This window comes from Mycobacterium sp. 1164985.4 (assembly GCF_001668575.1).
Lineage (GTDB): Bacteria > Actinomycetota > Actinomycetes > Mycobacteriales > Mycobacteriaceae > Mycobacterium.
The window spans coordinates 24,887-49,677 of the sequence record NZ_LZMD01000062.1 but is presented as its reverse complement, the minus strand read 5'-3'; the positions used below and the strand labels follow the sequence as shown (position 1 = coordinate 49,677).

The window sequence follows — 24,791 nt, the reverse complement described above, 5'->3', positions numbered from 1 at the left end:
CAGTATCTGCTGGCTAGCCCACCTGCGGACGCGTCTGCGCAGGCCGCGGCGGCTCTGCGACGACCGGCGGCGCGGAAGGCCGTGCTGGTGTGTCGCCCTGCGGTGCGGCCTGGGCGCTCGGCTCTGCCCGGGCCGCGGGCTCGGGTGGCTCCTCGGGATCCTCGGATCGCGTGTCGGTGTCCTCTGGTTTGCGGTCGCGGCGCTTCGGGTCCTCGGCCGCAGATGTCGTGGCTCCTTGGGCCGCTTGCATGATCTGCTGCGGAACCTGTTGCAGCCCTTGGGCGAGTCCCAGCAGCGGCGCCGTCACCGCACCGGCCAGCGCTCCGACCTGACCGAGCGCCTGGCCGATCATCTGGTTGTTGGCGGCGGCGCCCTCACCGCTCACGGGGACGCCGGCACCCGCAGCCAAATCCGCCACCTGGCCGGGCGTATCCCGTTGATCCGCAAGCTCTTCGGCAGCCATTCGCAACGTCTCGGCGCCCTCGCGGTCGCCTTGTTCGTACAGCTGCTCGGCCTTGCGCAACAGTTCGGAGATTGTCGATCCGTCGTCGGCCGCGCCCTGCACCGTCCCTAGCCGTGCGTTGAGCGCACTCGACAACGCAGCGCCGACGCCGGCCGCGATCGAGCCTTGGCTAGCCTGGACTCCGGCGGCCTCCGGGACACCGCCGCTCAATTGCGAGAGGTCAGTCGCGATGCGGTCGTGGAGGCCAGCCCAGCCCCGCAATCGGTCGGTCCGGGCGAACAATTCGCTCATGGGTGTCAAGCCTAGGACCGCGGCGGCACCGGTCCCGACACCAAATCTCAGCGATGGGCTTCAGCCTGAGCGGCGGCGTCAGAGGCCGCGCCGTGCCACCCGCGCGCCGCGTATCCGTGCGATGCCTCCGCCAGTGCGGCCGCATTCCGGGCCGCGAGCGCCCGACCGTGGCCGAAAGCCAGATGTCCGGCGACACAGTCGCATTCGGCGCTGACCCGCTCGATCGCATCGACAGCCCGCATGTCGCCGAGCCGAACCGCGTCCACCAGAGCGCGCAGCGCGACCGCCGACTGCCCGCCGCGCTCCGCGTTGCGCACCGCCTCACGGGCCGCGGCGACCGCACCGTGCTCGTCGCGACGCGCCCACATCGTCCACGCCCGCGCCAGGGCCAACTCGGGGGCGAACAGCATCGACTTCAAACCGTGTCGAGACTCCGCGCGCGCCAAGGCCTTTCCCGCTTCGGCGCCCGCGCCGAGCTGCCCGAGCGCCTGCGCCAGCAGCATCCACGCCAACGGGCCCCACGAGTAGCCGGTCGGCGACAGTGCGGCCGCCGCCCGACGCAACAGACGCACCGCCTCCTCGAGTTCACCCTTGGCGATCAACACGTCGGCCACCAGCACCTCACCGATCGCGCGCCCGGGTTGCTGCAGCTGCGCGAAGTCGGTGAGCCGCTGCGCCAGCTGTTGCGCCCGGTCCAGCTCACCGGCCATCACCAGCGCCGTCGTCTGACCGAACCCGCTGGTGAACCGCAACAGCCCCGGATGACCCGCGGCCATCGCACGTTCGGCCAACGTGTCGACATCGGCGAAGCGACCGGTCCGCGCCGAACTCAGCGCCGCGGCCGCTGCGGCCCAGCCCACAGCCGTGTCGTCGGCGGCCGGCGAGGCCAGCACCTCTGTGGCGATGTCCATTGCCCGAGTGACGTTTCCGGCGTTCATCGCGAATGTCGCCGACAACGCGTCCAGCGTGGTCTGTGCCATCGGCGTGGACACCCGGTTCCTCGTCGCGCGCAGGAACGCGGTGGCGCGCTCGGGCTCGGAAAGCATCCAGAATTGGTTCGCCGCGCGCGGCAGCGCCCACGCCATCAGCTCGGTCTCCGACAGCGCAGCGCTGTCCACGTCGGCGAGCACCGCGTCCGCGTCGCGGCCGCGCCCCTGCCAGGCCAGCGCGTACGCCAGCGTCAGCCGCGTCGAGAAGTCTTCGGAGCGCTGCAGTGCAGCGCGGCCGAGCCGTTCGCTGAGGACCAGATCGCCGAGTCGCAACGCCTCGGCGGCGGCCGCGGACAACTCGGCGGGCTCCTGCGGGCTGTCGCTGTCCAGCGCCAGCACCGCGCGACGCAACCGGTCGACGACCCCGTATCCGGGCCGCTCGGCCAGCCGGTCGACGAGTTCACCGCGCAGCCTGCGCAACTCGACGCCACCCAACACCCCGCGCACCGCGTCGGCGAACAACGGGTGCGCCGGACGCACCCAGCCGTCGTCGACAACGACCGCGCCCGAAGCCGCTGCGGCCTCGACGGATTCGCGGCCGGTCAACGCTTCGAGCTCACCGATCACCAGCGGATCGTCGACGGCCAGGTACTCCAAAACGCGGTGGGCGGCTGCGGGCAACGCGGCGACGAACTCGTCGACCGAGGCGGCCAGGCGACGGTCGTCGTGACCCGGCGGCTGTAGGTCGATGCGCTCGACGAGGCCGTCGTCCCACAACGCCGAGACCCCGTCGGCCATCACCCCGGCAGGGGCCACCGTCACGATCAGCGTCGCGGCCCCGCTGACCGCGAGCTGGTAGATCAGGACCGCGGACAGCGGGTCGAGCAGATGACCGTCGTCGACCACCAGCAGTCGTCCGTCGCCCAACGTCTCCCGCGCCCTGCGCAGCACATCCGCGGTCTTGCCGGTGTCGGCGACCTCGATCAGCCCGCTGACCGCCGCGAACGGGACCGCGGACATCGGCGCGGTGGCGGTGACCCAGTCGACGCGGTGGTAGTTGGCTGCGAACCGTTCGGCCGCGGCGCGCGCCAGCGATGTCTTGCCCACGCCGGCGGGCCCGATCAGGACGGCACCGGATCGCTTCTGCAGACCGGCTTCGATCGAATCGAGTGCCGGTCCGGGCGGCGAGGTGACCCACTCAATCGGCACCGCCGGAGTCTATGGCTAAATCGATCGCCACACTCCTCAACGCGGCCCAGGGGCCGCTTGATCGTCGTGCCGCTAGGTTGACCTCGTGTCCGGAGAACCCACCCCCCCACGCGAGTCGCACCGTCAGTGGGCGGTCTGCGTCTACTGCGCATCAGGCCCCACACACCCCGAGCTCATCGCGCTGGCCGAAGATGTCGGACACGCGATCGCGGAGCGGAACTGGAGCCTGGTCTCCGGCGGCGGCAACGTATCGGCGATGGGCGCGCTGGCCACCGCGGCCAGGTCCCGCGGTGGGCACACCGTGGGCGTCATCCCGAAGGCACTGGTGCACCGCGAGGTCGCCGACGTCGATGCCGACGAGCTCGTCGTCACCGACACGATGCGTCAGCGCAAGGAGGTGATGGAGGGACGGGCCGACGCGTTCATCGCCCTACCGGGCGGGATCGGCACTCTCGAGGAGTTCTTCGAAGCCTGGACAGCGGGCTATTTGGGTATGCATGACAAGCCGGTCGTGCTGCTCGACCCCATCGGGCACTACGACGGCCTCTTGGCCTGGTTGCACGAACTGCGCGACAGCGGATACGTCGCGCAGGGCGCGCTGGACCGATTGGACGTCGTCGCCGATGTCGAGTCGGCCCTGGCGGCGTGCGCGCCGCGCCAAGAGCACGGTCACTAGGGTGTGCGACAAACGAACAGGGAGGGACGAACGCGCATGACCGAGAAGTCGGGGACTCGCAGCAGCGTCGGGATATTGGACATCGCCGCCCGCGTGCCGGGACTGATCGCGGACGTGCCGACGATAGTCAGCGGCGTGGTTACCGGGTTCAGTGCCCGACCCTCGGCCAAGACATCGATCGGCAAGGTCTTCCAGGAGCGCGCCGCCCGCTACGGCGACAAGGTCTTCCTGCGGTTCGGCGACGATGAGGTCACCTACCGCGAAGCCAACGAGAGCGTCAACCGGTACGCCGCCGTTCTCGCCGCCCGCGGCGTCGGGCACGGCGATGTCGTCGGCATCATGCTGCGCAACTCGGCCGAGCCGGTCCTGCTGATGCTGGCGGCGGTCAAGTGCGGCGCGATCGCCGGAATGCTGAACTACCACCAGCGCGGTGACGTGCTCGAGCACAGCCTCGGGCTGCTGGGCGCCAAGGCTGTCGTCGCCGACACCGACTTCGTCGAACCGATCACCGAGTCCGGGGCCGACACCGACGGCCTGGTCACCATTGACGAGTTGAAGCGTCTGGCCGCCACGGCGCCGACCGGCAATCCCGCGACCACCGCGGCCGTGCTGGCCAAGGACAAGGCCTTCTACATCTTCACGTCGGGCACCACCGGTATGCCGAAGGCCAGCGTGATGACGCACTACCGCTGGCTGCGGGCACTCGCCGGGTTCGGCGGCCTAGGAATGCGGTTGAACAGCAAGGACACGCTGTACTGCTGCCTGCCGCTGTATCACAACAACGCGCTGACGGTCGCGATGTCGTCGGTGCTGAACGCCGGCGCGACGCTGGCCATCGGGAAGTCGTTCTCGGCGTCGAAGTTCTGGGACGAGGTGATCCGCTACGACGCGACCGCGTTCGTCTACATCGGCGAGATCTGTACGTACCTGCTCAACCAGCCCGAGAAGGACACCGACCGCAAGCACAAGGTGCGGGTGATCGGCGGCAACGGCCTGCGACCGGCGATCTGGGACGACTTCACCAAACGCTTCGGCATCGACCGGGTCTGCGAGTTCTATGCCGCCAGCGAGGGCAACACCGCGTTCGTCAACTTCTTCAACCTGGACAAGACCACCGGCATCTGCCCGTCTCCGGTCGCCTTCGTCGAGTACGACCAGGACAGCGGTGAGCCGCTGCGTGACGACAAGGGCCGGGTCAAGAAGGTCCGCAACGGCGAACCGGGCCTGCTGCTGTCCAAGGTGAGCAGCTTCCAGCCGTTCGACGGCTACACCGACGACGAGGAATCAGAGAAGAAGCTGGTGCGCGGCGCCTTCAAGGAGGGCGACGTGTGGTTCAACACCGGCGACTTGATGCGCTCGCAGGGCTTCGGCCACGCGGCGTTCGTCGACCGGCTCGGTGACACGTTCCGGTGGAAGGGCGAGAACGTCGCCACCACCGAGGTGGAGGCGGCCCTGTCGATCGACCCGAGCGTCGACGAGTGCACCGTCTACGGTGTCGAGGTCGAAGGCGCCGGCGGACGGGCTGGCATGGCGGCGGTCAAGCTGAACGACGGCACCGACTTCGACGGCAAGTCGCTGGCGGCGACGCTGTACGACAAGTTGCCCGGATACGCGGTGCCGTTGTTCATTCGGGTGGTCGACGAGCTCGCGCAGACGTCGACGTTCAAGAGCCAGAAGGTCGATCTGCGCAAGCAGGGCTTCGACGCCGAGGAGATCGAGGACCCGATTTACGTTCTCGCGGGCCGCGACGAGGGCTACGTCGAGTTCTACGACGAGTACCCCGAGGAAGTGAAGGCGGGCAAGCGGCCCAAGAATTAGCGATTTGTGCGTGAAAACGTTCGCTGACCGATCGGGATCACGCACGAATCGCACGGCCGTAGCCTGGAAGGCGTGACAACCCACCGCGGCCGATTCCTGGGCCGGCCCGTCGCCGCCGATCGCGCGCTGATCATGGCGATTGTCAACCGAACCCCGGACTCGTTCTACGACCGCGGCGCCGCGTTCACCGACGAGGCCGCCAAGGCGGCGGCGCACCGGGTGATCGAGGAGGGCGCCGACGTCGTCGACGTGGGCGGGGTGAAGGCGGGCCCCGGCAACACCGTCGACGTCGACGAGGAGATCGCGCGCGTCGTCCCGTTCATCGAGTGGCTCCGCGGCACCTATCCCGACCAGCTGATCAGCGTCGACACCTGGCGCTCGACGGTCGCCAAGCAAGCATGCGCGGCGGGCGCCGACCTGATCAACGACACCTGGGCGGGCCACGATCCGGCCTTGCCCGAGGTGGCCGCGGAGTTCGGCGCCGGGCTGGTGTGCTCGCACACCGGCGGCGCCCAGCCCAGGACCAGGCCGTTCCGGGTCAACTACGGCATCACCGAACGCGGCGTCGTCGACGACGTGATCGCCGAAGTGACCGCGGCGGCCGAACGGGCCGTCGCAGCGGGGGTGGCCCGCGACGCCGTGTTGATCGATCCGACGCACGATTTCGGCAAGAACACTTACCACGGTCTTACTTTGTTGCGCCATGTAAAAGAGCTTGTAAACACTGGATGGCCGGTCCTCATGGCGCTGAGCAACAAGGATTTCGTCGGGGAGACTTTGGGTGTGGGTCTGACCGAACGCCTGGAGGGCACCCTGGCAGCCACCGCCTTGGCGGCCGCAGACGGGGCCGCGATGTTCCGTGTGCACGAGGTCGGGCCCACACGACGCGTACTGGAGATGGTCGCGTCGATCCAGGGCGGACGGCCGCCGACGCGCACGGTGAGGGGACTGGCATGACACTCACACCCGAACTTCCCGCTACTGACGTCGTCACCTCTCGGTGGCTCAGCGACCACAGTTGGAACCGGCCCACCTGGACGGTCGCCGAACTGGAGGCGGCCAAACGCGGCCGCACCGTCTCGGTCGTCCTGCCCGCGCTCAACGAGGAAGAGACCGTGGGCAGCGTCGTCGAAACCATCACTCCGCTGCTCGGCGGGCTGGTCGACGAGCTCATCGTGCTGGACTCCGGCTCGACCGACGACACCGAGATCCGGGCCCTGGCCGCGGGCGCGCGGGTGATCAGCCGCGAGGCCGCGCTGCCGGAGGTGACTCCGCAACCCGGCAAGGGCGAGGTGCTGTGGCGCTCACTGGCCGCCACCACCGGCGACGTCATCGTTTTCGTCGACTCGGATCTGATCGACCCCGACCCGATGTTCGTGCCCAAGCTGGTCGGTCCCCTGCTGACCACCGACGGCGTGCACCTGGTCAAGGGCTTCTACCGCAGGCCGCTGAAGGTCAGCGGCAGTGAAGACGCCAACGGTGGCGGGCGCGTGACCGAGCTGGTCGCCCGGCCGCTGCTCGCGTCACTGCGGCCCGAGCTGAGCTGCATCCTGCAACCGCTGGGCGGTGAGTACGCCGGCACCCGCGAGCTGTTGACAGCTGTGCCGTTCGCGCCGGGCTACGGCGTCGAGATCGGGCTGCTGATCGATGCCTACGACCGCCTGGGGCTCGACGGGATCGCCCAGGTCAACCTCGGTGTCCGCACACACCGCAACCGGCCGCTGACCGAGCTCGCCACGATGAGCCGTCAGGTCATCGCGACGCTGTTGACGCGGTGCGGGGTGCCGGATTCCGGGGTCGGGTTGACGCAGTTCTTCTCCGACGGCGAGGGTTACACGCCGCGGACGTCGTCGGTCTCGCTGGCCGATCGCCCCCCGATGGTGACGCTGCGCCCGCGCGGCTGAGCTGTTCTGTGCGCCGAGTGCACGGTTGTTGGCGGACTTTCTCGCGATTCGTGTACACACGCGTGCGCTCGGCGACCCCGCTCGATCGCCGGATGTCAGGACCCTGAGGCAGTATCGAACCCGTGAGCCTGGTTCTGCTGTATCTGGTCGTGCTGGTTCTGATCGCCGTCGTGCTGTTCGCCGTGGGCAGCGCGGTGTTCGGCCGCGGTGAGCCGCTGCCGCCGCTGCCGCGAGACACCACCGCGACGGTGCTACCCGCCTCCGGTGTGACGAGCGCCGACGTCGACGCCGTCAAGTTCACCCAGACGTTGCGCGGCTACAAGACCAGCGAAGTCGACTGGGTGCTCGACCGGCTGGGCCAGGAACTCGACTCGCTCCGCGGTCAGCTCGCCACCCTGCGCGCGGCGCACGGAATCGAGGACGACGAACACATCGAGGGCGGCGCCCACGCCCTTCAGTCGGAGAACGGCGACGAGTCATGACCGCCGCGGTGAAACCCACCGTCGAACCCGACGGCCGCGTCCGCTGCGCCTGGATCGACGAATCTCGTTTGTCGCCAGCCGATTTCCTGCTGTACCGCGACTATCACGACACCGAATGGGGTCGGCCGCTGCGCGACTCGCTCGGCCTGTTCGAACGGGTGAGCCTCGAAGCCTTCCAGAGCGGGCTGTCGTGGCTGGTCATCCTGCGCAAGCGGGAGAACTTCCGCCGCGCTTTCCACGGCTTCGACGTCGACCGAGTGGCCCGCTATACCGAACGCGACATCGCGCGGTTGTTGGCCGACACCGGGATCGTGCGCAACCGCGCCAAGATCGAGGCCACCATCGCCAACGCCCGTGCGGTCGCCGACCTTCGGGACGGCGGCACCGATTTCGCCGAACTGCTGTGGTCCTTCGCGCCGCCGCCCCGACCGCGGCCGGCCACCTTCGCCAACGTCCCGGCTGTAACGCCCGAGTCGACCGCGATGGCCAAGGAACTCAAGCGTCGCGGCTTCCGCTTCGTCGGGCCGACGACGGCGTACGCCTTGATGCAGGCGACCGGGATGGTCGACGATCACACCGCAGACTGCTGGGTACCGCGACCGCGGCGGTGAGGACTACGGATACGAACTTCGAGAAATGAATACGAACTTCGACAACACGACCCCGGTGGCCTCCACAGGCATATTGGTGGCGGCGATCCGGGCCCACGAATCCACGCGCGAAGAGCCGCTGTTCGACGATCCTTTCGCGAGGCGGCTCGCGGGTGACGCGGGCATGCAGATGCTGGCGGGCATGATCGCCGAGGCGGGAGAAGAGGCGACGCTGGAGATCGTGGTGCGCACCCGCTTCTTCGACGAGGCGCTGCTGCGCGCGGCGGCGACGGCCAAACAGGTGGTCCTCGTCGCGGCCGGCCTCGACGCCAGGAGTTACCGCTTGCCGTGGCCGTCGGATACCGCCGTCTACGAGCTGGACCAACCCGGCGTGATCGCCGCGAAGGACGAGCGACTGGAAGGTGAGCAGCCTCGCGCCCACCGCGTCGCGATCGGCACAGACCTCGCGGGTGACTGGGCACCGGCACTGACGACGTCCGGACACGACGCCGCGAGCCCGACGATCTGGTTGATCGAGGGCCTTCTGCAGTACCTCGACGAACCGACGGTTCGCGAGCTGTTCCGCACCGTCGACGCGCTGTCGGCACCCGGCTCGGTGCTGCTCTACGACGCCGTCGGAAAGGCGCTGCTCGAGTCCGACGCGATGGCGGGGCTACTGCAGTCGATGGCCGAACAAGGGTCACCCTGGCTGTTCGGTACCGATGACCCCGGCGAGCTGGCGGAGGCCCACGGGTGGACCGCCGTCGTCACCGACGTCGCCGAACCGGGCTATGCCTGGGGCCGGTGGCCGACACCGCCCGCGCCGAGCGACGCCGAAGGAGTGCCGCGCGGGTACTTCGTCGAGGCGGTCAAAGGCGGCGCCTAGGCACCCGCCTAGCCGACGCAGAAAACCCCCTTAGCCGGGTCTTTGCACACCGAACGGCGCCGATAGGGAACAATAGAGGCGTTCAGTAGCAGTTCAGTGCCGGGAACTGTCAAACGAGTGGGCAGTCTCGGCCCCGACCGAGCCCGCGAATGGGCCGGCTCATGTGGAGGGAGCACTCGATGGCGGCGATGAAGCCCCGGACCGGCGACGGTCCACTGGAAGCAACCAAGGAGGGGCGCGGCATCGTGATGCGGGTACCACTGGAAGGCGGCGGGCGACTTGTCGTCGAGCTGACCCCTGACGAGGCAGCCGCGCTCGGGGACGAACTGAAGAACGTCACGAGCTGACGGTTCGGGTGTGCCCGGCTACGCGGGAGCTCCCACTTTCCGGTAGATCTCCAAGGTCTGATCGGCGATGTGCGCCCAGGAGAACTCTTGGATGCACCGCTGTCGCCCGGCCTCGCCGAACCGTCGGGCCTTCTCGGGGTCGGCGACCAGCTCGTTGACCGTCGTGGCCAACCGACTCTCATAACCCGCCGCGTCCTGCGCGTCGTAGTGCACCAGCCGCCCGGTGTGCCCGTCAGCCACGACCTCCGGAATGCCGCCGACGTCGGAGGCCACCACGGCCGTCGCGCACGCCATCGCCTCGAGGTTCACGATGCCCAGCGGCTCGTACACCGACGGGCATACGAATACCGTTGCCGCCGAGAGTATTTCGCGGATCTTGACGATTGGAAGCATCTCGCGGACCCAGAACACCCCGGTGCGGGCCTGCGACAGTTGCTGAACCGCCTCGGTCACTTCGGCCGCGATCTCTGGGGTGTCCGGCGCTCCCGCGCACAGCACCAACTGCACATCGGGGGCGAAGTCGTGGGCGGCGGCGATCAGATGCGCGACGCCCTTCTGCCGGGTGATCCGGCCGACGAACGCCACCATGGGCCGGGACAGGTCGACGCCGAGTTCGGCCAGCACCGATTCGCCCGGCTCGGGGGCGGCGGGGTACCAGACGTCGGTGTCGATCCCGTTGCGCACCACGTGGACCCGGTTCGGGTCCAGCGCGGGATAGGTCCGCAAGACGTCCTCGCGCATACCGGAACTGACCGCGATGACGGCGTCTGCGGCCTCGACCGCCGTCTTCTCCACCCACGACGACACGCGGTACCCTCCGCCGAGCTGTTCGGCCTTCCAGGGCCGCATCGGCTCCAGCGAGTGCGCGGTCAGCACATGGGGCACGCCGTAGAGCAACGCGGCGAGGTGACCGGCGAGCCCGGTGTACCAGGTGTGCGAGTGCGCCACGTCGGCCCGCGCCGCGGCGTTGACCATGTTGAGGTCCGCCGACAGCATCGACAGCGCGGCGTTGGCGCCGAGCAGCGCCGGATCGGGTTGGGCGACGATCGCGTCGGCGCGCGGAGTGCCCATGCAGTGCACGTCGACCTCGCACAGGTGGCGCAGCTGAGCGACCAGTTCGGTGACGTGCACTCCCGCCCCGCCGTAAACCTCGGGTGGATACTCCCGAGTCATCATCGCCACCCGCATGATTTCGACCCTAGTTCCGGGGGCAAGCCACCGCAGGTGCGGATGGGTTTCGCGCCGGACTCGGGGCACCAATGCCTAGCCCCGGACAGCGGCTGCCGATAGGTTTGTGTCATGAGGGAACTGCCACACGTGCTGGGCATCGTCCTGGCCGGCGGGGAGGGCAAGCGGCTCTACCCGTTGACCGCGGATCGAGCCAAGCCCGCCGTTCCCTTCGGCGGCGCTTACCGTCTCATCGACTTCGTCTTGTCGAATCTGGTCAACGCGCGGTATCTGCGGATTTGCGTGCTGACGCAATACAAGTCGCACTCGCTCGACCGCCATATCTCCCAGAACTGGCGGCTGTCCGGTCTTGCCGGTGAATACATCACGCCCGTGCCCGCACAGCAGCGGCTGGGCCCGCGCTGGTACACCGGCTCAGCGGACGCGATCTACCAATCACTGAACCTGATCTACGACGAGGATCCCGACTACATCGTCGTGTTCGGCGCCGACCACGTCTACCGCATGGACCCCGAGCAGATGGTCCAGTTCCACATCGAGAGCGGCGCCGGCGCCACGGTCGCAGGCATCCGGGTGCCGCGTGCGGAGGCCACCGCATTCGGCGTCATCGACGCCGACGAGTCCGGCCGCATCCGCAGCTTTGTCGAGAAGCCGGCCGATCCGCCGGGGACCCCGGACAATCCCGACGAGGCGTTCGTGTCGATGGGCAACTACATCTTCACGACGAAGGTGCTGATCGACGCGATCCGCGCGGACGCCGACGACGACCACTCCGATCACGACATGGGCGGCGACATCATTCCGCGGCTCGTCGACGACGGCATGGCCGCGGTGTACGACTTCAGCAACAACGAGGTACCGGGCGCGACCGAACGCGATCACGGCTACTGGCGCGACGTGGGAACCCTCGACGCGTTCTACGACGCGCACATGGACCTGGTGTCGGTGCACCCGGTGTTCAACCTCTACAACAAGCGCTGGCCCATCCGCGGTGAGGCGGAGATGCTGGCGCCTGCCAAATTCGTGAACGGCGGATCGGCGCAGGAATCGGTGGTCGGCGCGGGCAGCATCATTTCGGCGGCGTCCGTACGCAATTCGGTGTTGTCGTCGAACGTCGTCGTCGACGACGGCGCGATCGTCGAGGGCAGCGTGATCATGCCCGGCGCCCGCATCGGCCGCGGCGCGGTGGTGCGCCACGCCATCCTGGACAAGAACGTGGTCGTAGGGCCGGGGGAGATGGTCGGGGTCGATCTCGACAAGGACCGCGAACGGTTCGCGATCAGCGCCGGGGGAGTGGTGGCCGTCGGCAAGGGCGTCTGGATCTGAACCCCTAACCCCCTAATCGCGGTCCGTTTCGCAGGCCCCCACCCGCGATCGACGATGGGGTGCTCGCCCCGTTATGTCCAAAAGCCTCTGTGTCTCATGCTGGTTCGACCAGAAGCGGCCGAGGAGGCCACGAACACAGGAGGCATGATGAAACGCACCAGCATCACGGCCGCCGTCGCCGCCGGCGTCATGACCGTCGGCGCGCTGATGGCCGCGACCGCTCCGGCCGCCCACGCGGAGAAGCTGTCGGACCAGACGATCAAGAGCGAATGCAAGGCCGCCGGAGGGACGTATAACAAGACTGGGACGGTGTCCACCTGCGGCTACAAGGACGCCAGCGGCAAGCTGAACATCGACTACTACTCCGGCGGGCATTACGTCACCACCCTCACGTAACGCGCCCGGGGTCAGCCCGGTGCGGCGTTGCGGCGGCGGCGTCGCCGAACAATCCGGAACGCCAGCCACGCCATGGCGGCGATGGCCACCAGCACCAGCGCCGGCAGAAGGATCGCGACGAAGACCAGCCCCGCGCTGACCCCGTCCTCGACGGTGCTCAGCACCGGTGCAGCCACCCCGGCGGTGGCGACGTTGGCGGCCGGCCGAACCGTCGATTTGGTCAGCGACACCACCAATGCGACGACGACGCCGATGACCACCGGGATCCACTGTCCGGATTGGGCGAACGCGCCGGGATCGGTGACCGCCGATGTCTGAGCGGCGGTGCCGGAACCGAACACGATGCCGCCCGCAGTGGGCCGCACGAACGTCTGGACGGCGTCGTTGACGCTGTCCAGGGCGGGCACCTTGTCGGCGACCATTTCGACGACGAGCAGCGCCGCCACGATCGCCATGACCCACCCGTTCTCCAGCCACGTCCAGCCGGCGGGCAGGCTGATGAGGTCGGTGAACCGCGACAGCAGGCCGAGCGCGAGCAGCGGGATGTAGGCGTTGAGCCCCGCCGCGGTGGCCAGGCCGAGGCCGGTCAGCAGTTCCACATCCGCATTATCGGCCGAGCAGAGCCAACCGAAGGTGACTCAACCGATGTGGATCTCCGTCGACCGCGATTCCGGCGATCCTGTCGTCGGCCAGAGTGAACCGCAGCACCAGGCGCAGTCGTCCGGCTGGTGCGACCACGACACCCGGCGCACCGTCGATCACGGCGGGTTCGGCGTACCTGGCGTTCGCGGCGAACCGCTGCGCGTTGCCCGCAATGGCCTGCGCACCGCGAACGGTGGTGGCGGTCCCGCCCGCGGCGGCGTCGACGTGCAGCACCGCGTCGGTGTGCAAGAGCGCGAGAAGCGCCTCGAAGTCACCGTTGCGCGCTGCGGCGAGGAACGCGTCGATGAGCTGTCGCTGCCGCACGAATTCGATGGCCGGCGGGGCGTCCTGGCCGCGGACGCGGCGGCGCGCTCGGGAGGCGAGCTGAGCGGCGGTGTTCTCCGACCGACCGACGATCGGGGCGATCTCGGCGAACGGCAGATCGAACATGTCGTGCAGGACGAACGCGAGCCGCTCGTCGGGCGACAGCGTCTGCAACACGACGAGCAGCGCGACGCCGACGGAGTCGGCCAGGACGGCCTCCTGCTCGGGGTCCAAACCGGAAGCGGGTGGGGCGTCGCTTCCACCGAGATCGTCGAGCGGTTGTTCGGCTCGCGCGGCCCTGGCGCGCAGCATGTCCAGGCAGATACGGGCGACGACAGTGGTCAACCAGCCGCGGAGGTTGCGCACGGCGGTGATGTCGGCGCGCCGCATGCGCAGCCACGTCTCCTGCACCGCGTCGTCGGCGTCGCTCGCCGAGCCGAGCATCCGGTACGCCACCGCATGTAGGTGGTCGCGATGCTCGTCGAATGTCGTCAGCTGTTCGCCGCCCATGATCATCGAGGTGCTCCCGTCGTCATATCGCCCGACCCTGTTCCGTCATCTGTTCGACGGATGTCGACGGCCGGATATGACAGCAGGCGGATATGACCACACTACGAGCGGTTCTCGTGGTGACGGATGGTCACCAGACGTAGGGCAGGAGGCGGTAGCCCACCTGCTTCGTGTACTCGGGGTAGCCCGCCAGTTGCTGACGCAGCACGGATTCCTCGTCGACGATCCTCGCCGCCAGCAGAGGCAGCGCGGCGACGACCGCGATCAGCGCCCAGAACGAGCCGAGCGCAAGAGGGGTGCCGAGCATCATGACCAGCGTGCCGGCATACATCGGATGCCGCACGATGCCGTACATCCCCGTCGTCACCACGGTCTGGCCGGTCTCGACGGTGATCGTCGCTGCGGCGTAGGAGTTCTCGATGACCACCCACTGCGCGGCGACCAAGCCGACCGCTACCAGGATCTCACCGGCGACGACGAGCACGGTCGGCACGTGTGACCACCCGAACCGGTGGTCGAGCGCGCTGATGACGAGAACCGCGACGACGGCAGTGATGATCCCGCTCATGATCAGTTTCTCCGAGGTTCTGGTTTCGGCGCCGGGACCGGCCTTCATTCGTCGCTGTAATGCCGCGGGATCGCGCACCGCGAGGTAGAGGCTCGGCACAAGGGTCGCGACCATGAAGACGGCGATGAAAACCCAAGCGTGCCAATAGTTCAGCGTGCCGGCGGGAACGAACAGCAGCATCGCGAAGAAGGCGATACCGAAGACCGCCGACGCGAACGCCTGTAGAAGGAGCTTCATGAGACCACCCACCTTTCACCAGATGTAGGGCACGAGGCGATGACGAACCCGGCCGGCGTACTCGGAGTATCCAGGTAACTCGTCGCGCAGTAGCTTCTCCTCGTCGAGGATGCGGAGCACGAAGATTGCCGTCCCCGGCACGAGTAGGGCCAGCCCCCAGAGCGAGTCGAGCGCCGGCGGACACCCAACCATCATGATCATCACGCCGAAATACATTGGGTGCCTGACGAATCCGTAGAGTCCATTGGACACCAACTGTTGATCCGGTTGCACCGTCACCGTGGCGGCGGCGTAGCTGTTGACCAGGATCACCGCCATCCCGATGCCCAGCCCGACGGCGACCAGTACCTGACCCACTACGACGACCGCCAACGGAACCGTCGACCAACCGAACCGATGGTCGAGCGCGCTGACGACGGCGATGGCCACGAACAGCAGCGGATAGCCGATGCTGACGTATTTCTGCATGGTTCTGCGTTCGGCGGTCGGCCCGGAGCGCATGCGACGGCTCAGCACATCGGGCCGCCGCAACGCGAGATAAAAGTTCGGCACCGTGGTCGCCAGCGCGAAGATGGCGAGGAATACCCACGCCTGCCAGTAATTCAGCGTGCCCGCGGGCACGAACAGCAGCAGGGCGACGAAGAGGAGACCCGCGATGGTCGACAGTGTCAGCTGGACAAGGAGTTTCATGACCGCCCCATCGCTTCAGATCGCGTCGCGCCTGCGGTACAGGGCACCGGCGAACCACGTCAGAGCCGCGGCGACGACGACCATGACGACGAGCGCGGTCACGGGGTAGTCGCTCGGCGCCGTGGTTCGGCTGACCGGCGACAGGTCGATGACCCACCGGGGCAACCGCAGCAGCGGTCCGAGGTAGAGCGTGACGACGACCGCCGTCACCGCCAGCCAACCGATCCAGGGTCGACGGACCGCGACGGCCAGCGCGGCGACGCCGGCCATCACGGCCATGGCGGGCACGTAGGCGAACCCGGCCACGGTCAGCCGAACCACCGTCGAGGCGTCGCCGACGGTGACGCCGGCGCCCAGGCCGTTGCCGAGACCGGCGACGAACATCAGCAGGACCGAGCCGAGCAGCGCCGAGCCCACCGCGGTGAGAAGCCAGCGCCACCGCGAAACCGACCCGGCCAGCACCACCTCGCCGAGACCCCGCTCCTCGTCGGTGTACACGCGCAGCACCGCGCCGACGACGTACGCGCTCGCCGCGGCCGCAAGGAACTGCGTCATCATGGTCTGGGCGCTGTCGGCACCCTGCTGCGCGATCAGACGCTGGATCACCTCATTGGTCGCGGCCGCGTCGAGCAACGACTTGGTCATCGACCCGAACGCCAGGCCACCGAGGAACAACCCGACGGTCCACCCGATCGTCTGGCCGCGCTGCAATGTCAGGTGCAGCCCCAGAACGGATGTGATGGGACGGGCGTCGGGGCGCTCGCCCGAGGAGGGCAATGTGCCGTCGTCGTACTGGCGTCTGCCCTCCAGCACCGCGGCCAGCACGATCAGGACACCGGTGAGCGCGACCAGCAGCGTGACCGGCCACCACCGCAGGTCCACGAACGCGCGCATCTGCTGGGCCCACGCGATCGGGGAGAACCAACTCAGCGCACTGCCGGAGTTGTCGATCACGTCGCCGACGCCACGGACCACCGCGGCAACAGCCAGCGCGGCCATCGCGGCGCCGGACGCCGTACGCGACTGCCGCCACAGCTGTGCGGTCACGGCGGTCACGGCGCCGAACACCATGGCCACGCCCGTCACACCGATGCTCATCGCCGCGGCATCGACGACGTCGAGCCCGTTGGCGGCCATCGCCAGCGTCAGCGTCACCGCGAGCACGGCGTTGACGGCACCGATGAGGATCAGCGCGGCCGCGGTTCTGGCGTACCGGCCCACGACCGACGACAACACCAACTCTGCTGCGCCGCTTTCCTCTTCGGCGCGGGTGTGCCGAATCACGGTGAGGATCGCGAGAATCGATGCGGCGACGATCAACGTCAGCATCATCTCGTTGGCCATCATCGCGCCGAGATCGGTCTCGTTCCGGCCGAACATGGGGCCGCCCATCATCATGCCGGCGGGGGTCTTGAGCAGCTCGACGCGCGTCAGCCGTTGCAGCTCTTCGGGATAGGCCAGTTCCACTGCGGCGGGCGCGTAGGCCATCAGCGACGTCAACACCGCGATCCAGACGCTGAGCCGTACCTTGTCGCGGCCCAGCGCAAGGCGCAGCAATTCCAAGGTTCCCGTCCACGCGGTCGAAGCGCCGCGCCGTAATTCCGTCGGGGCAACGATCGTCGTCATGGCGCGACCCCTTGGTACTCGCGCAGGAACATGTCTTCCAGCGAGGCCGGGGTGACCGTCAGGTCCAGAATCCCGAGATCGCTCAGAAGGCCCATCGCCCGGTCGAGGTCGTTGCGGTCGACCGCGAAGACGTAGTGGCCGTCCCGGATCGCGAAGTCGTGGACGAAGGGTGCATCCTGAAGACGCCTGCCGTCCTGGCGGGTTCGCGCGGTCACGGTCGTTCGCATCAGGTGGCGCAACTCGTCGAGGGCTCCGGCCCGCACTGTTCGGCCGGCGCGGATGATCGTGACGCTGTCGCAGAGCTTTTCGACCTCGGCCAGGATGTGGCTGGACAACAGCACCGCGGCGCCGCGTTGTGCGACTTCGCCGACGCACTGCTGAAACGCCCGTTCCATCAAGGGGTCCAGTCCCGACGTCGGCTCGTCGAGTATGTACAGCTCGGCGTTGGTCGAGAACGCGGCGATGATCGCGACCTTCTGCCTGTTGCCCTTGGAGTACGTGCGCGATTTCTTGTGCGGGTCGAGTTCGAAGCGCTCGATCAGTTGATCGCGTCGAGAGGTGTCCACACCGTTGCCGCGGAGTCGGGCCAGGAAGTCGATCGCCTGAAGCCCGGTTAGGTTGGGCCACAAGGTCACATCGCCCGGCACGTAGGCGATACGGCGGTGCAACGGCACCGCGTCGCGCCACGGATCGCCACCGAGCAGCCGGACCGTGCCGTTGTCCGCCCGCAACAGCCCGAGCAACACGCGGATGGTGGTCGACTTACCCGCGCCGTTCGGTCCGAGGAACCCGGTGATCTGGCCAGGCGCGACGGTCAGATCCAGGCCGTCGAGCGCTCGAGTGCGCCCGAACGACTTTGACAGGCCGTGGATTTCGACTGCTGGTTCGTCGCCCCGGCGGTCAGCTCGCCGCAGTGGTCCCGCCGTCTGAGCCGTCATCGCGATCTCCCTTCTGGGTGCTGCTGAACGGAATTCCCTTCTCCCGCTGCGCGAGGAACGCGTCGTACATCGTCGAATCGGCCATCAACCCTTGCGTGTAGACCTCGAGCGCGGGAAGAACCATCTCCTCGGCGTAATCGTGAAGCGCCACGCGCAAATCCGCGGACTCGTGCAGCTGCAGATACAGCAGGAAACCCCCGCCGCTGGCCATCGCCAGGAACCGAGCTCTGGCCCGTGGGTCGCGGCTCGGTCTGAGCAGCCCGGACCGGACCCCCTCGTCCAGGTACTGTTCGGCGTTGTCGATCATCCGCTGCCAGAACGACTTGGCCAGCTCGCTGCCCGACTGCAGGCTGCGCACGAGGTAGGCCATCAGCGGCGCGTACGACTCGATCTCGGCCATCTGCGACAGCCAGGTGGCGGGGTCGTGCGTCTGCAGCGATTCGGTCTTGGTTTCGCGGATCACGTCGGCGACATGGGTGTCACACGCCTTGCGCAGGCCTTCCTTCGAACCGAAGTGATGGATCACCAGCGCGGCCGACACCCCGGCCGCCTCGGCGACGGTCCGAAGGCCGACGTTGAAGCCGTGTTGGCCCCACTGTTCGATCGCGGCGTCGCGGATCCGTGCGACCGCCGTCAGATCGTTCGATGCTGAACGCATGTTCAGTAGGCTAAACGAGCGTTCAGCCAGCGGTCAAGAGGGCGCGGCGCGATGGCCGTCGACCAGGTACCGCGAGCAGACGCGAAACTGCCTGAAAATCGGCGAAAAGCGGCAGGTTTACGTCTGCTCGCGGGAAGAAATCTCGCGGGGAGAAATCCCGGGAGAAGTTCAGTCGCGCGCAGCGGCGAGCAGGCCGTCGCCCAGCGGAATCAGCACCGGGGTCAGCCGTTCGTCCTCAGCGATCAGCCGGGCGGCCTCGCGCACGGCGGCAACCTCGGCGTCGTTGGCGGTGGCGTCGCCGGCACGGCCGCCGAGTGCCGCGCGGTGCAGCACGATTGCGCCCCCCGGGCGCAGCAGCCGGACGCCTTCGGCGACGAACTGCGGCTGGTCGACCGGGTCGGCGTCGATGAACACCAGGTCGTACGACTCGTCGGCGAGCCGGGTCAGCACCTCCTGGGCGCGACCGCTGATCAACCGGCTCCGCCCCGGGCCGATCCCGGCCTCGCTGAACGCCTGCTTGGCCAGGCGCTGGTGTTCGGGTTCGAGGTCGATGGTCGTCAGCACGCCGTCCTCGCGCATACCCGACAGCAGCCACAGGCCGCTGACCCCGACGCCCGTGCCGACCTCCACGACTGCCTTGGCCGCCGTCAGCTTGGCGAACACGCACAGCAGGGCCCCGACCGCGGGGGTGACGGCGCCCGCGCCGATGTCGACGGCGCGTTCGCGGGCCGCGGCGACGATCGAGTCCTCGGAGATCGACTGCTCAGCGTGCGACACGATCGATTCGGCACGGTTGTGCGGTCCGATGACGTCGTCGGTGCCCGGCATGCCCGCAGCGTAGCCAACCGGCGGGGGTCAGCATCGCGACACGCCCGTTCTCGAGCGCCGGACTAGACGAAAATCCACTGGGTTCGCGCAGGTCAGAAATGGGTAGAAATGCTTTCTCAGGAAATGCTCAGTTTGCTCATATGCCAAGCACGGAACGGTCGGAGAACGTATGTCCCATGGAAAACGGCGGACGCTGGCATCCAGGGGACCTTGCAGGGAATACCTATGCGGATCTCCGCGTTGCGGCCAATAGCGAACCGCCGCTTATCGATGGCGGCTGCGACCAGGAGGATGTGACGACCACCATCAAGATGGCGCCGACTTCAATGGCCCACCTCGAACAGTTTTCGGACGGGCAATGGGTCGAGCCCACAGACGAGATGACCGGCACCGCGGTGTTCGACGCCACGGGCGATAAATCGACCATGCCATCGTGGGATGAGCTCGTGCGCCAGCACGCCGATCGGGTATACCGGCTGGCCTACCGCCTGTCGGGTAATCAGCACGACGCCGAGGACCTGACCCAGGAGACCTTCATCCGGGTGTTCCGATCGCTGCAGAACTACCAACCCGGCACGTTCGAGGGGTGGTTGCACCGCATCACCACCAACCTGTTCCTCGACATGGTTCGCAGACGCGGACGCATCCGCATGGAGGCGCTACCCGAGGACTACGACCGGGTTCCGGCCGCCGATCCCAATCCCGAGCAGATCTTCCATGACTCGCGGCTGGGCCCCGACCTGCAGGCCGCGCTCGACTCGCTGCCCCCGGAGTTCCGCGCCGCGGTCGTCCTGTGTGACATCGAGGGACTCTCCTACGAGGAGATCGGCGCGACGCTGGGCGTCAAGCTCGGCACGGTGCGCAGTCGTATCCACCGCGGTAGGCAGGCGCTTCGCGACTACCTCGCCAATCACGGCGGCACCTCCGCCTCCGGTCAGCCCGGCGACGTGGCCAAAACGGCCTGACGTTCGCCGTCTTTCGCACAGCGCGCCGCGCTACATTCGAATGGACGCCGTGACACGCAGCGAGAGGAGCTGGGCGATGGTCGACCCGGGACATTTGTTCCGTCGGGCCTTCTCATGGCTGCCCTCTCAGTTCGCCTCCCAGAGCGACTCACCGGTCGGCCCGCGCCAGTTCGGCTCGACCGAACACCTCTCCACGGAGGCCATCGCCGCTTTCGTGGACGGCGAACTGCGACTGACCCCGCATCTTCGCGCCGCGCACCATTTGTCGCTGTGTTCGCAGTGCGCGGCTGAGGTCGACGCGCAGCGCCAAGCGCGCGCGGCGTTGCGGGAATCGCGACCGGTCGCCGTGCCGAGCTCACTTTTGGGCCTATTGTCCGAGATCCCACACCATTCTCCGCCGGAGCCGCCCGTCGAGACGCAGCAGTCGCAGTTTGCTGACGGCACACAGCGTCCGCGGCGCAAGCGCCGGTAGGGTAAGTGCGAAGACGAGCAGCGATCCGCGCCGGCGTTGGCGGGCGCTTTCACAGAGGGTGATGACCGGGTGACCAATCTCGACCAGACCGGGCGCGAGCGCCTGGAACCCCGCCCTGTCTCGCGTCCGCCCGTCGATCCGGCGGCGCAACGCGCGTTCGGCAGGCCCGACGGTGTCGAAGGCTCGTTCGTGGGCCTGGACAAGTACCGCGAGCAGGGTGAGTTCACGCCGACCAACCAGCCGCCCGATCCGGTGTTGGCCGAGGCGTTCGGCCGGCCCTATGCCAACGGCGAGTCGCTGCAGCGCCATCCCGCCGACGCGGGCGCGCTCGAGGCCGAGCGCGACGGGCAGGACGGCGACATGGCCGACGATCCCTGGCGGGATCCGTCCGCGCCGGTCGCCCTCGGCGGCCCCGCGGTCCACGAGGCGCCGCGCCCCCAGGCGAACGTTCCGACGGGCAAGTTGGGCGTGCGCGACGTGCTGTTCGGCGGTCGGGTCTCCTACGTCGCGTTGGCTTCGCTGGCGATCATCGCGTTGGTGATCGGCTTCGCCGGTGGTTGGGTCGGCCGCAAGACCGCAGAGGTGGTCGAGGCGTTCACCACGTCGAAGGTCACGCTCAACACCTCCGACGATGGTCCGCCGCCCGAGGGCCAGATCGCCAAAGTGGCTGCGGCCGTTGCCGATTCGGTGGTGACGGTGGAGGCGACCAGCGATCAGGAAGGTTCGCAGGGCTCCGGCGTCGTCATCGACGGCCGCGGTTACATCGTGACCAACAACCACGTGATCTCCGAGGCCGCCAACAATCCGAGCAAGTACAAGATGAAGATCGTCTTCAACGACGGCAAAGAGGTGCCGGCCAACCTCGTGGGGCGCGATCCCAAGACCGACCTCGCCGTGCTGAAGGTCGACAACGTCGACAACCTGACCGTCGCGAAGATGGGCGACTCGGACAAGCTGCGCGTCGGCGACGAGGTGATCGCCGCCGGCGCCCCGCTCGGCCTGCGCAGCACCGTCACCGCGGGCATCATCAGCGCACTGCACCGCCCGGTCCCGCTGTCGGGTGACGGATCGGACACCGACACCGTGATCGACGGGCTGCAGACCGACGCGCCGATCAACCACGGCAACTCGGGCGGCCCCTTGATCGACATGAACGGCAACGTCATCGGCATCAACACCGCGGGTAAGTCGCTGTCCGACAGCGCCAGCGGACTGGGCTTCGCGATCCCGATCAACGAGGTCAAATCGGTCGTCGAGTCCCTGATCAAGGACGGCAAGATCGCCCACCCGACGCTGGGCCTGACCGCTCGCTCGGTCAGCAACGACGTCGCCTCCGGCGCGCAGGTGGCCAACGTCAAGGCCGGCAGCCCCGCCGAGAAGGCCGGGATCCTGGAGAACGACGTCGTCGTCAAGGTCGGCGACCGGACCGTGGCCGACGCCGACGAGTTCGTCGTTGCCGTGCGTCAGCTCAAGATCGGACAGGACGCGCCGATCGAGGTGATGCGTGATGGTCGGCGGGTGACGCTGACCGTCAACCCGGGTCCCGACAACACGTAGCCATGTTCGCGAACGTCGGCTGGGGCGAGATGCTCATCCTGGTGATCGCCGGTCTGGTGATCCTGGGACCCGAGCGGCTGCCCGGCGCGATCCGGTGGACGACTGGTGCGTTGCGGCAGGCCCGCGACTACATCAGCGGTGTCACCAGCCAACTGCGCGAGGACCTCGGCCCGGAGTTCGACGACCTGCGCGAGCCGCTCAGCGAGCTCAACAAGCTGCGCGGTATGACGCCGCGCGCGGCGCTGACGAAGCATCTGCTCGACGGCGACGATTCGTTCTTCACAGGCAATTTCGACCGGAAGTCCGCCGACCGGCCCGCCGACAAACCTGCCAACACATCGCAGCCGCCGCCGGCCGTTGCACCGGAATCGCCCGCGACGACCCCGTTCGACACCGACGCCACCTAGCGCCGCGCCCCTCTAGATGAAGTAGTGCTCGTCGCCGGTCGGGTAGCCGCCGCCGTTGGTGGCGATGTGCACGTGGTCGAAATGGTTAGCCGTCTCGTTGCCGTAGTCCGCCGTCCAACTCGGCGCGCCGACGCCGGGATAGAAGCCCTGCCGCCAGATCACGTGGATGACGCCCCAGCGCTGCGCGTTCGCCAGCGCGATTCCGGCGATCTGGTTGCCTAGCGCGATGCCCTCTTCGCTGCTGTGGTTGGGGATCATCACGTCGAGCGCCAAACCGTTGGGATGCCACTTCAGCGGGTCCTGGCGATACCCGCCGATCGTCTTGATCTCGGGAAACAACACGCTGATCGCGCGGGCCACCCGAATCGTGTTGACCTGTAAACCGCCTTCGGGTGCCAGACCCGCGGGCAACTCGAACGGGGTCGCCGCGCTGGCAACCGGAGCGCTCGCTGCGAGCAACTCCGCTTCGGTCGGCATCTTGAGCGTCGGCGCACCTGCGGGCGCGTCCTGACGCGCGGCCACCGGCGGGGCGGGATGCTCTTCCGGCGCCTTCGCGGACTGGGCGTAGAACAGGGCGGCAGACAACGCGACCGAGGAGACGAGGGCCAGCAGCTTGCCCCGCCCGTTAGCTAACATCGCCCTACCCACGAACAGCACTGTAACGCCATGTGGGACAGGTGTGACGTAGTTCGGCCTCGAACACGAGACCGTTATCTACCGGCCGGATCCAGGCCCAGCGACATCCCCGCCAGCCCGCGCTTACGGCTGGACAGGGCATCGGCGACGCTGCGCAACTCCTTACCCGCCGCCGAGTCCGGCGCCGACAGCACTAACGGGACACCGGAGTCGCCGGCCGACACCAGGGCCGGGTCGAGCGGAACCTGTCCCAGCAACGGCACGTCGGCGCCGATCGCACGCGTCAGGCGCTCGGCGACCTGCTTGCCGCCGCCCTCGCCGAAGATCTGCATGGTTGTGCCGTCGGGCATCTGCAGCCCGGACATGTTCTCCACCACGCCGACGATGCGCTGACGGGTCTGCAGCGCGATCGCGCCGGCTCGCTCGGCCACCTCGGCGGCCGCCAGTTGGGGCGTCGTCACCACTAAGATCTCCGCGCCGGGAATGAGCTGCGCCACCGAGATCGCGACGTCGCCCGTGCCCGGCGGGAGGTCGAGCAGCAGTACGTCCAGATCGCCCCAGTAAACGTCGGCCAGGAACTGCTGCAGCGCGCGGTGCAGCATCGGGCCGCGCCAGACCACCGGGGTGTTGCCCTGGGTGAACATCGCGATCGAGATCACCCGAACGTCGTGGGCGACCGGCGGCAGGATCATCGACTCGACCTGGGTGGGCCGGTCGGTGATGCCCATCATGCGCGGGACCGAGTGGCCGTAGATGTCGGCGTCGAGCACGCCCACCGAGATGCCCCGAGCGGCCATGGCCGCCGCGAGGTTCACCGTGACGCTGGACTTGCCGACGCCGCCCTTGCCGGAGGCCACCGCGTAGACGCGGGTCAACGAGCCGGGCTGGGCGAACGGGATGACGGGTTCGCGCGAGTCGCCACGCAGCTGTTTGCGCAGCTCGGTGCGTTGTTCGTCGTTCATCACGTCGAGGCTGACCCGCACGGAGCCGGTACCGGGCACGTCGGCGACGGCGCGGCTGACCTGATCGGAGATCTCGGTCTTCTTCGGGCACGCGGCGGTGGTCAGGTAGATCTCGACGTGGACGGCCCCGCCGGATTCGACGGTGACGTTCTTGACCATGCCGATCTCGGTGATCGGCCGCCGCAGTTCGGGGTCGATCACTTTGGCCAGCGCGCGACGGATCGCGGCTTCCAGGTCAGAGGGTGATTGAGACATCACCGTCGAGT

The 24,791-nt window shown here is 68.1% G+C and carries 27 protein-coding genes; 14 read left to right on the top strand and 13 right to left on the bottom strand.

What is annotated here, in order from left to right:
* Positions 1-13 precede the first annotated feature (13 nt).
* On the bottom strand, positions 14-754 hold the full coding sequence (locus tag A5650_RS12275; protein ID WP_067291141.1) for a type VII secretion target: 741 nt from the start codon (positions 752-754) through the stop codon (positions 14-16).
* 47 nt (positions 755-801) lie between these two features.
* On the bottom strand, positions 802-2,892 hold the full coding sequence (locus A5650_RS12270) for an AAA family ATPase (RefSeq protein WP_067291139.1): 2,091 nt from the start codon (positions 2,890-2,892) through the stop codon (positions 802-804).
* Between the two features lie 85 nt (positions 2,893-2,977).
* Between A5650_RS12270 and log the strand changes: the two genes are divergently transcribed.
* The 8 genes from log (at position 2,978) to A5650_RS12230 (ending at position 9,595) form a co-directional block, all read left to right on the top strand.
* Positions 2,978-3,568, top strand: coding sequence for a cytokinin riboside 5'-monophosphate phosphoribohydrolase (log, locus tag A5650_RS12265; RefSeq protein WP_067291137.1), 591 nt, complete (start codon positions 2,978-2,980; stop codon positions 3,566-3,568).
* Between the two features lie 36 nt (positions 3,569-3,604).
* A complete protein-coding gene (gene fadD6 / locus A5650_RS12260) occupies positions 3,605-5,386 on the top strand; it encodes a long-chain-acyl-CoA synthetase FadD6 (RefSeq protein WP_067291135.1) in 1,782 nt (593 codons plus the stop codon).
* Positions 5,387-5,518: 132 nt separating this feature from the next.
* Positions 5,519-6,343 (top strand): dihydropteroate synthase, encoded by an 825-nt coding sequence (folP, locus tag A5650_RS12255; protein WP_067291187.1) that lies wholly within the window; start codon positions 5,519-5,521, stop codon positions 6,341-6,343.
* Positions 6,340-7,290, top strand: a complete 951-nt coding sequence (locus A5650_RS12250; RefSeq protein WP_067291133.1) for a glucosyl-3-phosphoglycerate synthase — start codon at positions 6,340-6,342, stop codon at positions 7,288-7,290. The genes folP and A5650_RS12250 overlap by 4 nt, the downstream gene beginning before the upstream one ends.
* A 122-nt stretch (positions 7,291-7,412) precedes the next feature.
* The gene (locus A5650_RS12245; protein ID WP_067291129.1) at positions 7,413-7,772 is read left to right on the top strand and encodes a DivIVA domain-containing protein; all 360 of its coding nucleotides are present in this window, start codon (positions 7,413-7,415) and stop codon (positions 7,770-7,772) included.
* Positions 7,769-8,383 carry a DNA-3-methyladenine glycosylase I gene (locus tag A5650_RS12240; protein WP_067291126.1) on the top strand — a complete coding sequence of 205 codons (615 nt, stop codon included), beginning with the start codon at positions 7,769-7,771 and terminating at the stop codon, positions 8,381-8,383. Before A5650_RS12245 ends, A5650_RS12240 begins: the two co-directional genes overlap by 4 nt.
* 25 nt (positions 8,384-8,408) lie before the next feature.
* A complete protein-coding gene (locus tag A5650_RS12235) occupies positions 8,409-9,248 on the top strand; it encodes an SAM-dependent methyltransferase (protein WP_067291123.1) in 840 nt (279 codons plus the stop codon).
* Positions 9,249-9,427: 179 nt separating this feature from the next.
* Positions 9,428-9,595, top strand: coding sequence for a DUF3117 domain-containing protein (locus A5650_RS12230; RefSeq protein WP_005059648.1), 168 nt, complete (start codon positions 9,428-9,430; stop codon positions 9,593-9,595).
* A gap of 18 nt (positions 9,596-9,613) precedes the next feature.
* Here A5650_RS12230 and glgA read toward each other — a convergent pair whose 3' ends face one another.
* Positions 9,614-10,783: a glycogen synthase gene (glgA, locus tag A5650_RS12225; RefSeq protein WP_067291120.1), complete on the bottom strand. Its 1,170-nt coding sequence runs from the start codon at positions 10,781-10,783 to the stop codon at positions 9,614-9,616.
* Positions 10,784-10,894: 111 nt separating this feature from the next.
* On the opposite strand from glgA, the gene glgC reads away from it, so the two are divergent.
* Positions 10,895-12,109: a glucose-1-phosphate adenylyltransferase gene (glgC, locus tag A5650_RS12220; protein WP_067081572.1), complete on the top strand. Its 1,215-nt coding sequence runs from the start codon at positions 10,895-10,897 to the stop codon at positions 12,107-12,109.
* A 147-nt stretch (positions 12,110-12,256) separates the two neighbouring features.
* A complete protein-coding gene (locus A5650_RS12215) occupies positions 12,257-12,505 on the top strand; it encodes a hypothetical protein (RefSeq protein WP_156744108.1) in 249 nt (82 codons plus the stop codon).
* A gap of 11 nt (positions 12,506-12,516) precedes the next feature.
* Here A5650_RS12215 and A5650_RS12210 read toward each other — a convergent pair whose 3' ends face one another.
* From A5650_RS12210 to A5650_RS12175, 8 genes are all read right to left on the bottom strand, one after another.
* A complete protein-coding gene (locus tag A5650_RS12210; RefSeq protein ID WP_067291118.1) occupies positions 12,517-13,104 on the bottom strand; it encodes a DUF4126 domain-containing protein in 588 nt (195 codons plus the stop codon).
* 7 nt (positions 13,105-13,111) lie between these two features.
* A complete protein-coding gene (locus A5650_RS12205) occupies positions 13,112-13,987 on the bottom strand; it encodes a sigma-70 family RNA polymerase sigma factor (RefSeq protein WP_502687066.1) in 876 nt (291 codons plus the stop codon).
* Between the two features lie 124 nt (positions 13,988-14,111).
* Positions 14,112-14,786 (bottom strand): methyltransferase family protein, encoded by a 675-nt coding sequence (locus tag A5650_RS12200; RefSeq protein ID WP_067291115.1) that lies wholly within the window; start codon positions 14,784-14,786, stop codon positions 14,112-14,114.
* Positions 14,787-14,801: 15 nt separating this feature from the next.
* Positions 14,802-15,476, bottom strand: a complete 675-nt coding sequence (locus A5650_RS12195) for a methyltransferase family protein (protein WP_067291112.1) — start codon at positions 15,474-15,476, stop codon at positions 14,802-14,804.
* A 15-nt stretch (positions 15,477-15,491) separates the two neighbouring features.
* The gene (locus A5650_RS12190; protein ID WP_067291109.1) at positions 15,492-17,102 is read right to left on the bottom strand and encodes an ABC transporter permease; all 1,611 of its coding nucleotides are present in this window, start codon (positions 17,100-17,102) and stop codon (positions 15,492-15,494) included.
* On the bottom strand, positions 17,099-18,040 hold the full coding sequence (locus tag A5650_RS12185; RefSeq protein ID WP_067291105.1) for an ABC transporter ATP-binding protein: 942 nt from the start codon (positions 18,038-18,040) through the stop codon (positions 17,099-17,101). Before A5650_RS12185 ends, A5650_RS12190 begins: the two co-directional genes overlap by 4 nt.
* Complete coding sequence (locus A5650_RS12180; protein ID WP_067291101.1) at positions 18,003-18,698, bottom strand: TetR/AcrR family transcriptional regulator; 696 nt, start codon at positions 18,696-18,698, stop codon at positions 18,003-18,005. Before A5650_RS12180 ends, A5650_RS12185 begins: the two co-directional genes overlap by 38 nt.
* Positions 18,699-18,866: 168 nt before the next feature.
* On the bottom strand, positions 18,867-19,526 hold the full coding sequence (locus A5650_RS12175; protein ID WP_067291098.1) for an O-methyltransferase: 660 nt from the start codon (positions 19,524-19,526) through the stop codon (positions 18,867-18,869).
* Between the two features lie 176 nt (positions 19,527-19,702).
* Here A5650_RS12175 and sigE point away from each other — a divergent pair, with 176 nt between their 5' ends.
* From sigE to tatB, 4 genes are all read left to right on the top strand, one after another.
* Positions 19,703-20,491: an RNA polymerase sigma factor SigE gene (gene sigE, locus A5650_RS12170; protein ID WP_067291095.1), complete on the top strand. Its 789-nt coding sequence runs from the start codon at positions 19,703-19,705 to the stop codon at positions 20,489-20,491.
* Between the two features lie 76 nt (positions 20,492-20,567).
* A complete protein-coding gene (rseA, locus tag A5650_RS12165) occupies positions 20,568-20,963 on the top strand; it encodes an anti-sigma E factor RseA (protein WP_067291177.1) in 396 nt (131 codons plus the stop codon).
* Positions 20,964-21,032: 69 nt separating this feature from the next.
* Positions 21,033-22,520, top strand: a complete 1,488-nt coding sequence (gene htrA / locus A5650_RS12160; RefSeq protein WP_067291174.1) for a serine protease HtrA — start codon at positions 21,033-21,035, stop codon at positions 22,518-22,520.
* A 2-nt stretch (positions 22,521-22,522) separates the two neighbouring features.
* Positions 22,523-22,927 (top strand): Sec-independent protein translocase protein TatB, encoded by a 405-nt coding sequence (gene tatB / locus A5650_RS12155; protein ID WP_067291092.1) that lies wholly within the window; start codon positions 22,523-22,525, stop codon positions 22,925-22,927.
* A gap of 12 nt (positions 22,928-22,939) precedes the next feature.
* Here the strand turns inward: tatB and A5650_RS12150 are convergent, their stop codons facing one another.
* Both A5650_RS12150 and A5650_RS12145 read right to left on the bottom strand, forming a co-directional pair.
* Entirely contained in the window at positions 22,940-23,563 is a 624-nt protein-coding gene (locus A5650_RS12150) for a VldE C-terminal domain-containing protein (RefSeq protein ID WP_197501855.1), read from the bottom strand.
* A gap of 74 nt (positions 23,564-23,637) precedes the next feature.
* Entirely contained in the window at positions 23,638-24,780 is a 1,143-nt protein-coding gene (locus A5650_RS12145; RefSeq protein ID WP_067291088.1) for an Mrp/NBP35 family ATP-binding protein, read from the bottom strand.
* Between the last annotated feature and the right edge of the window lie 11 nt (positions 24,781-24,791).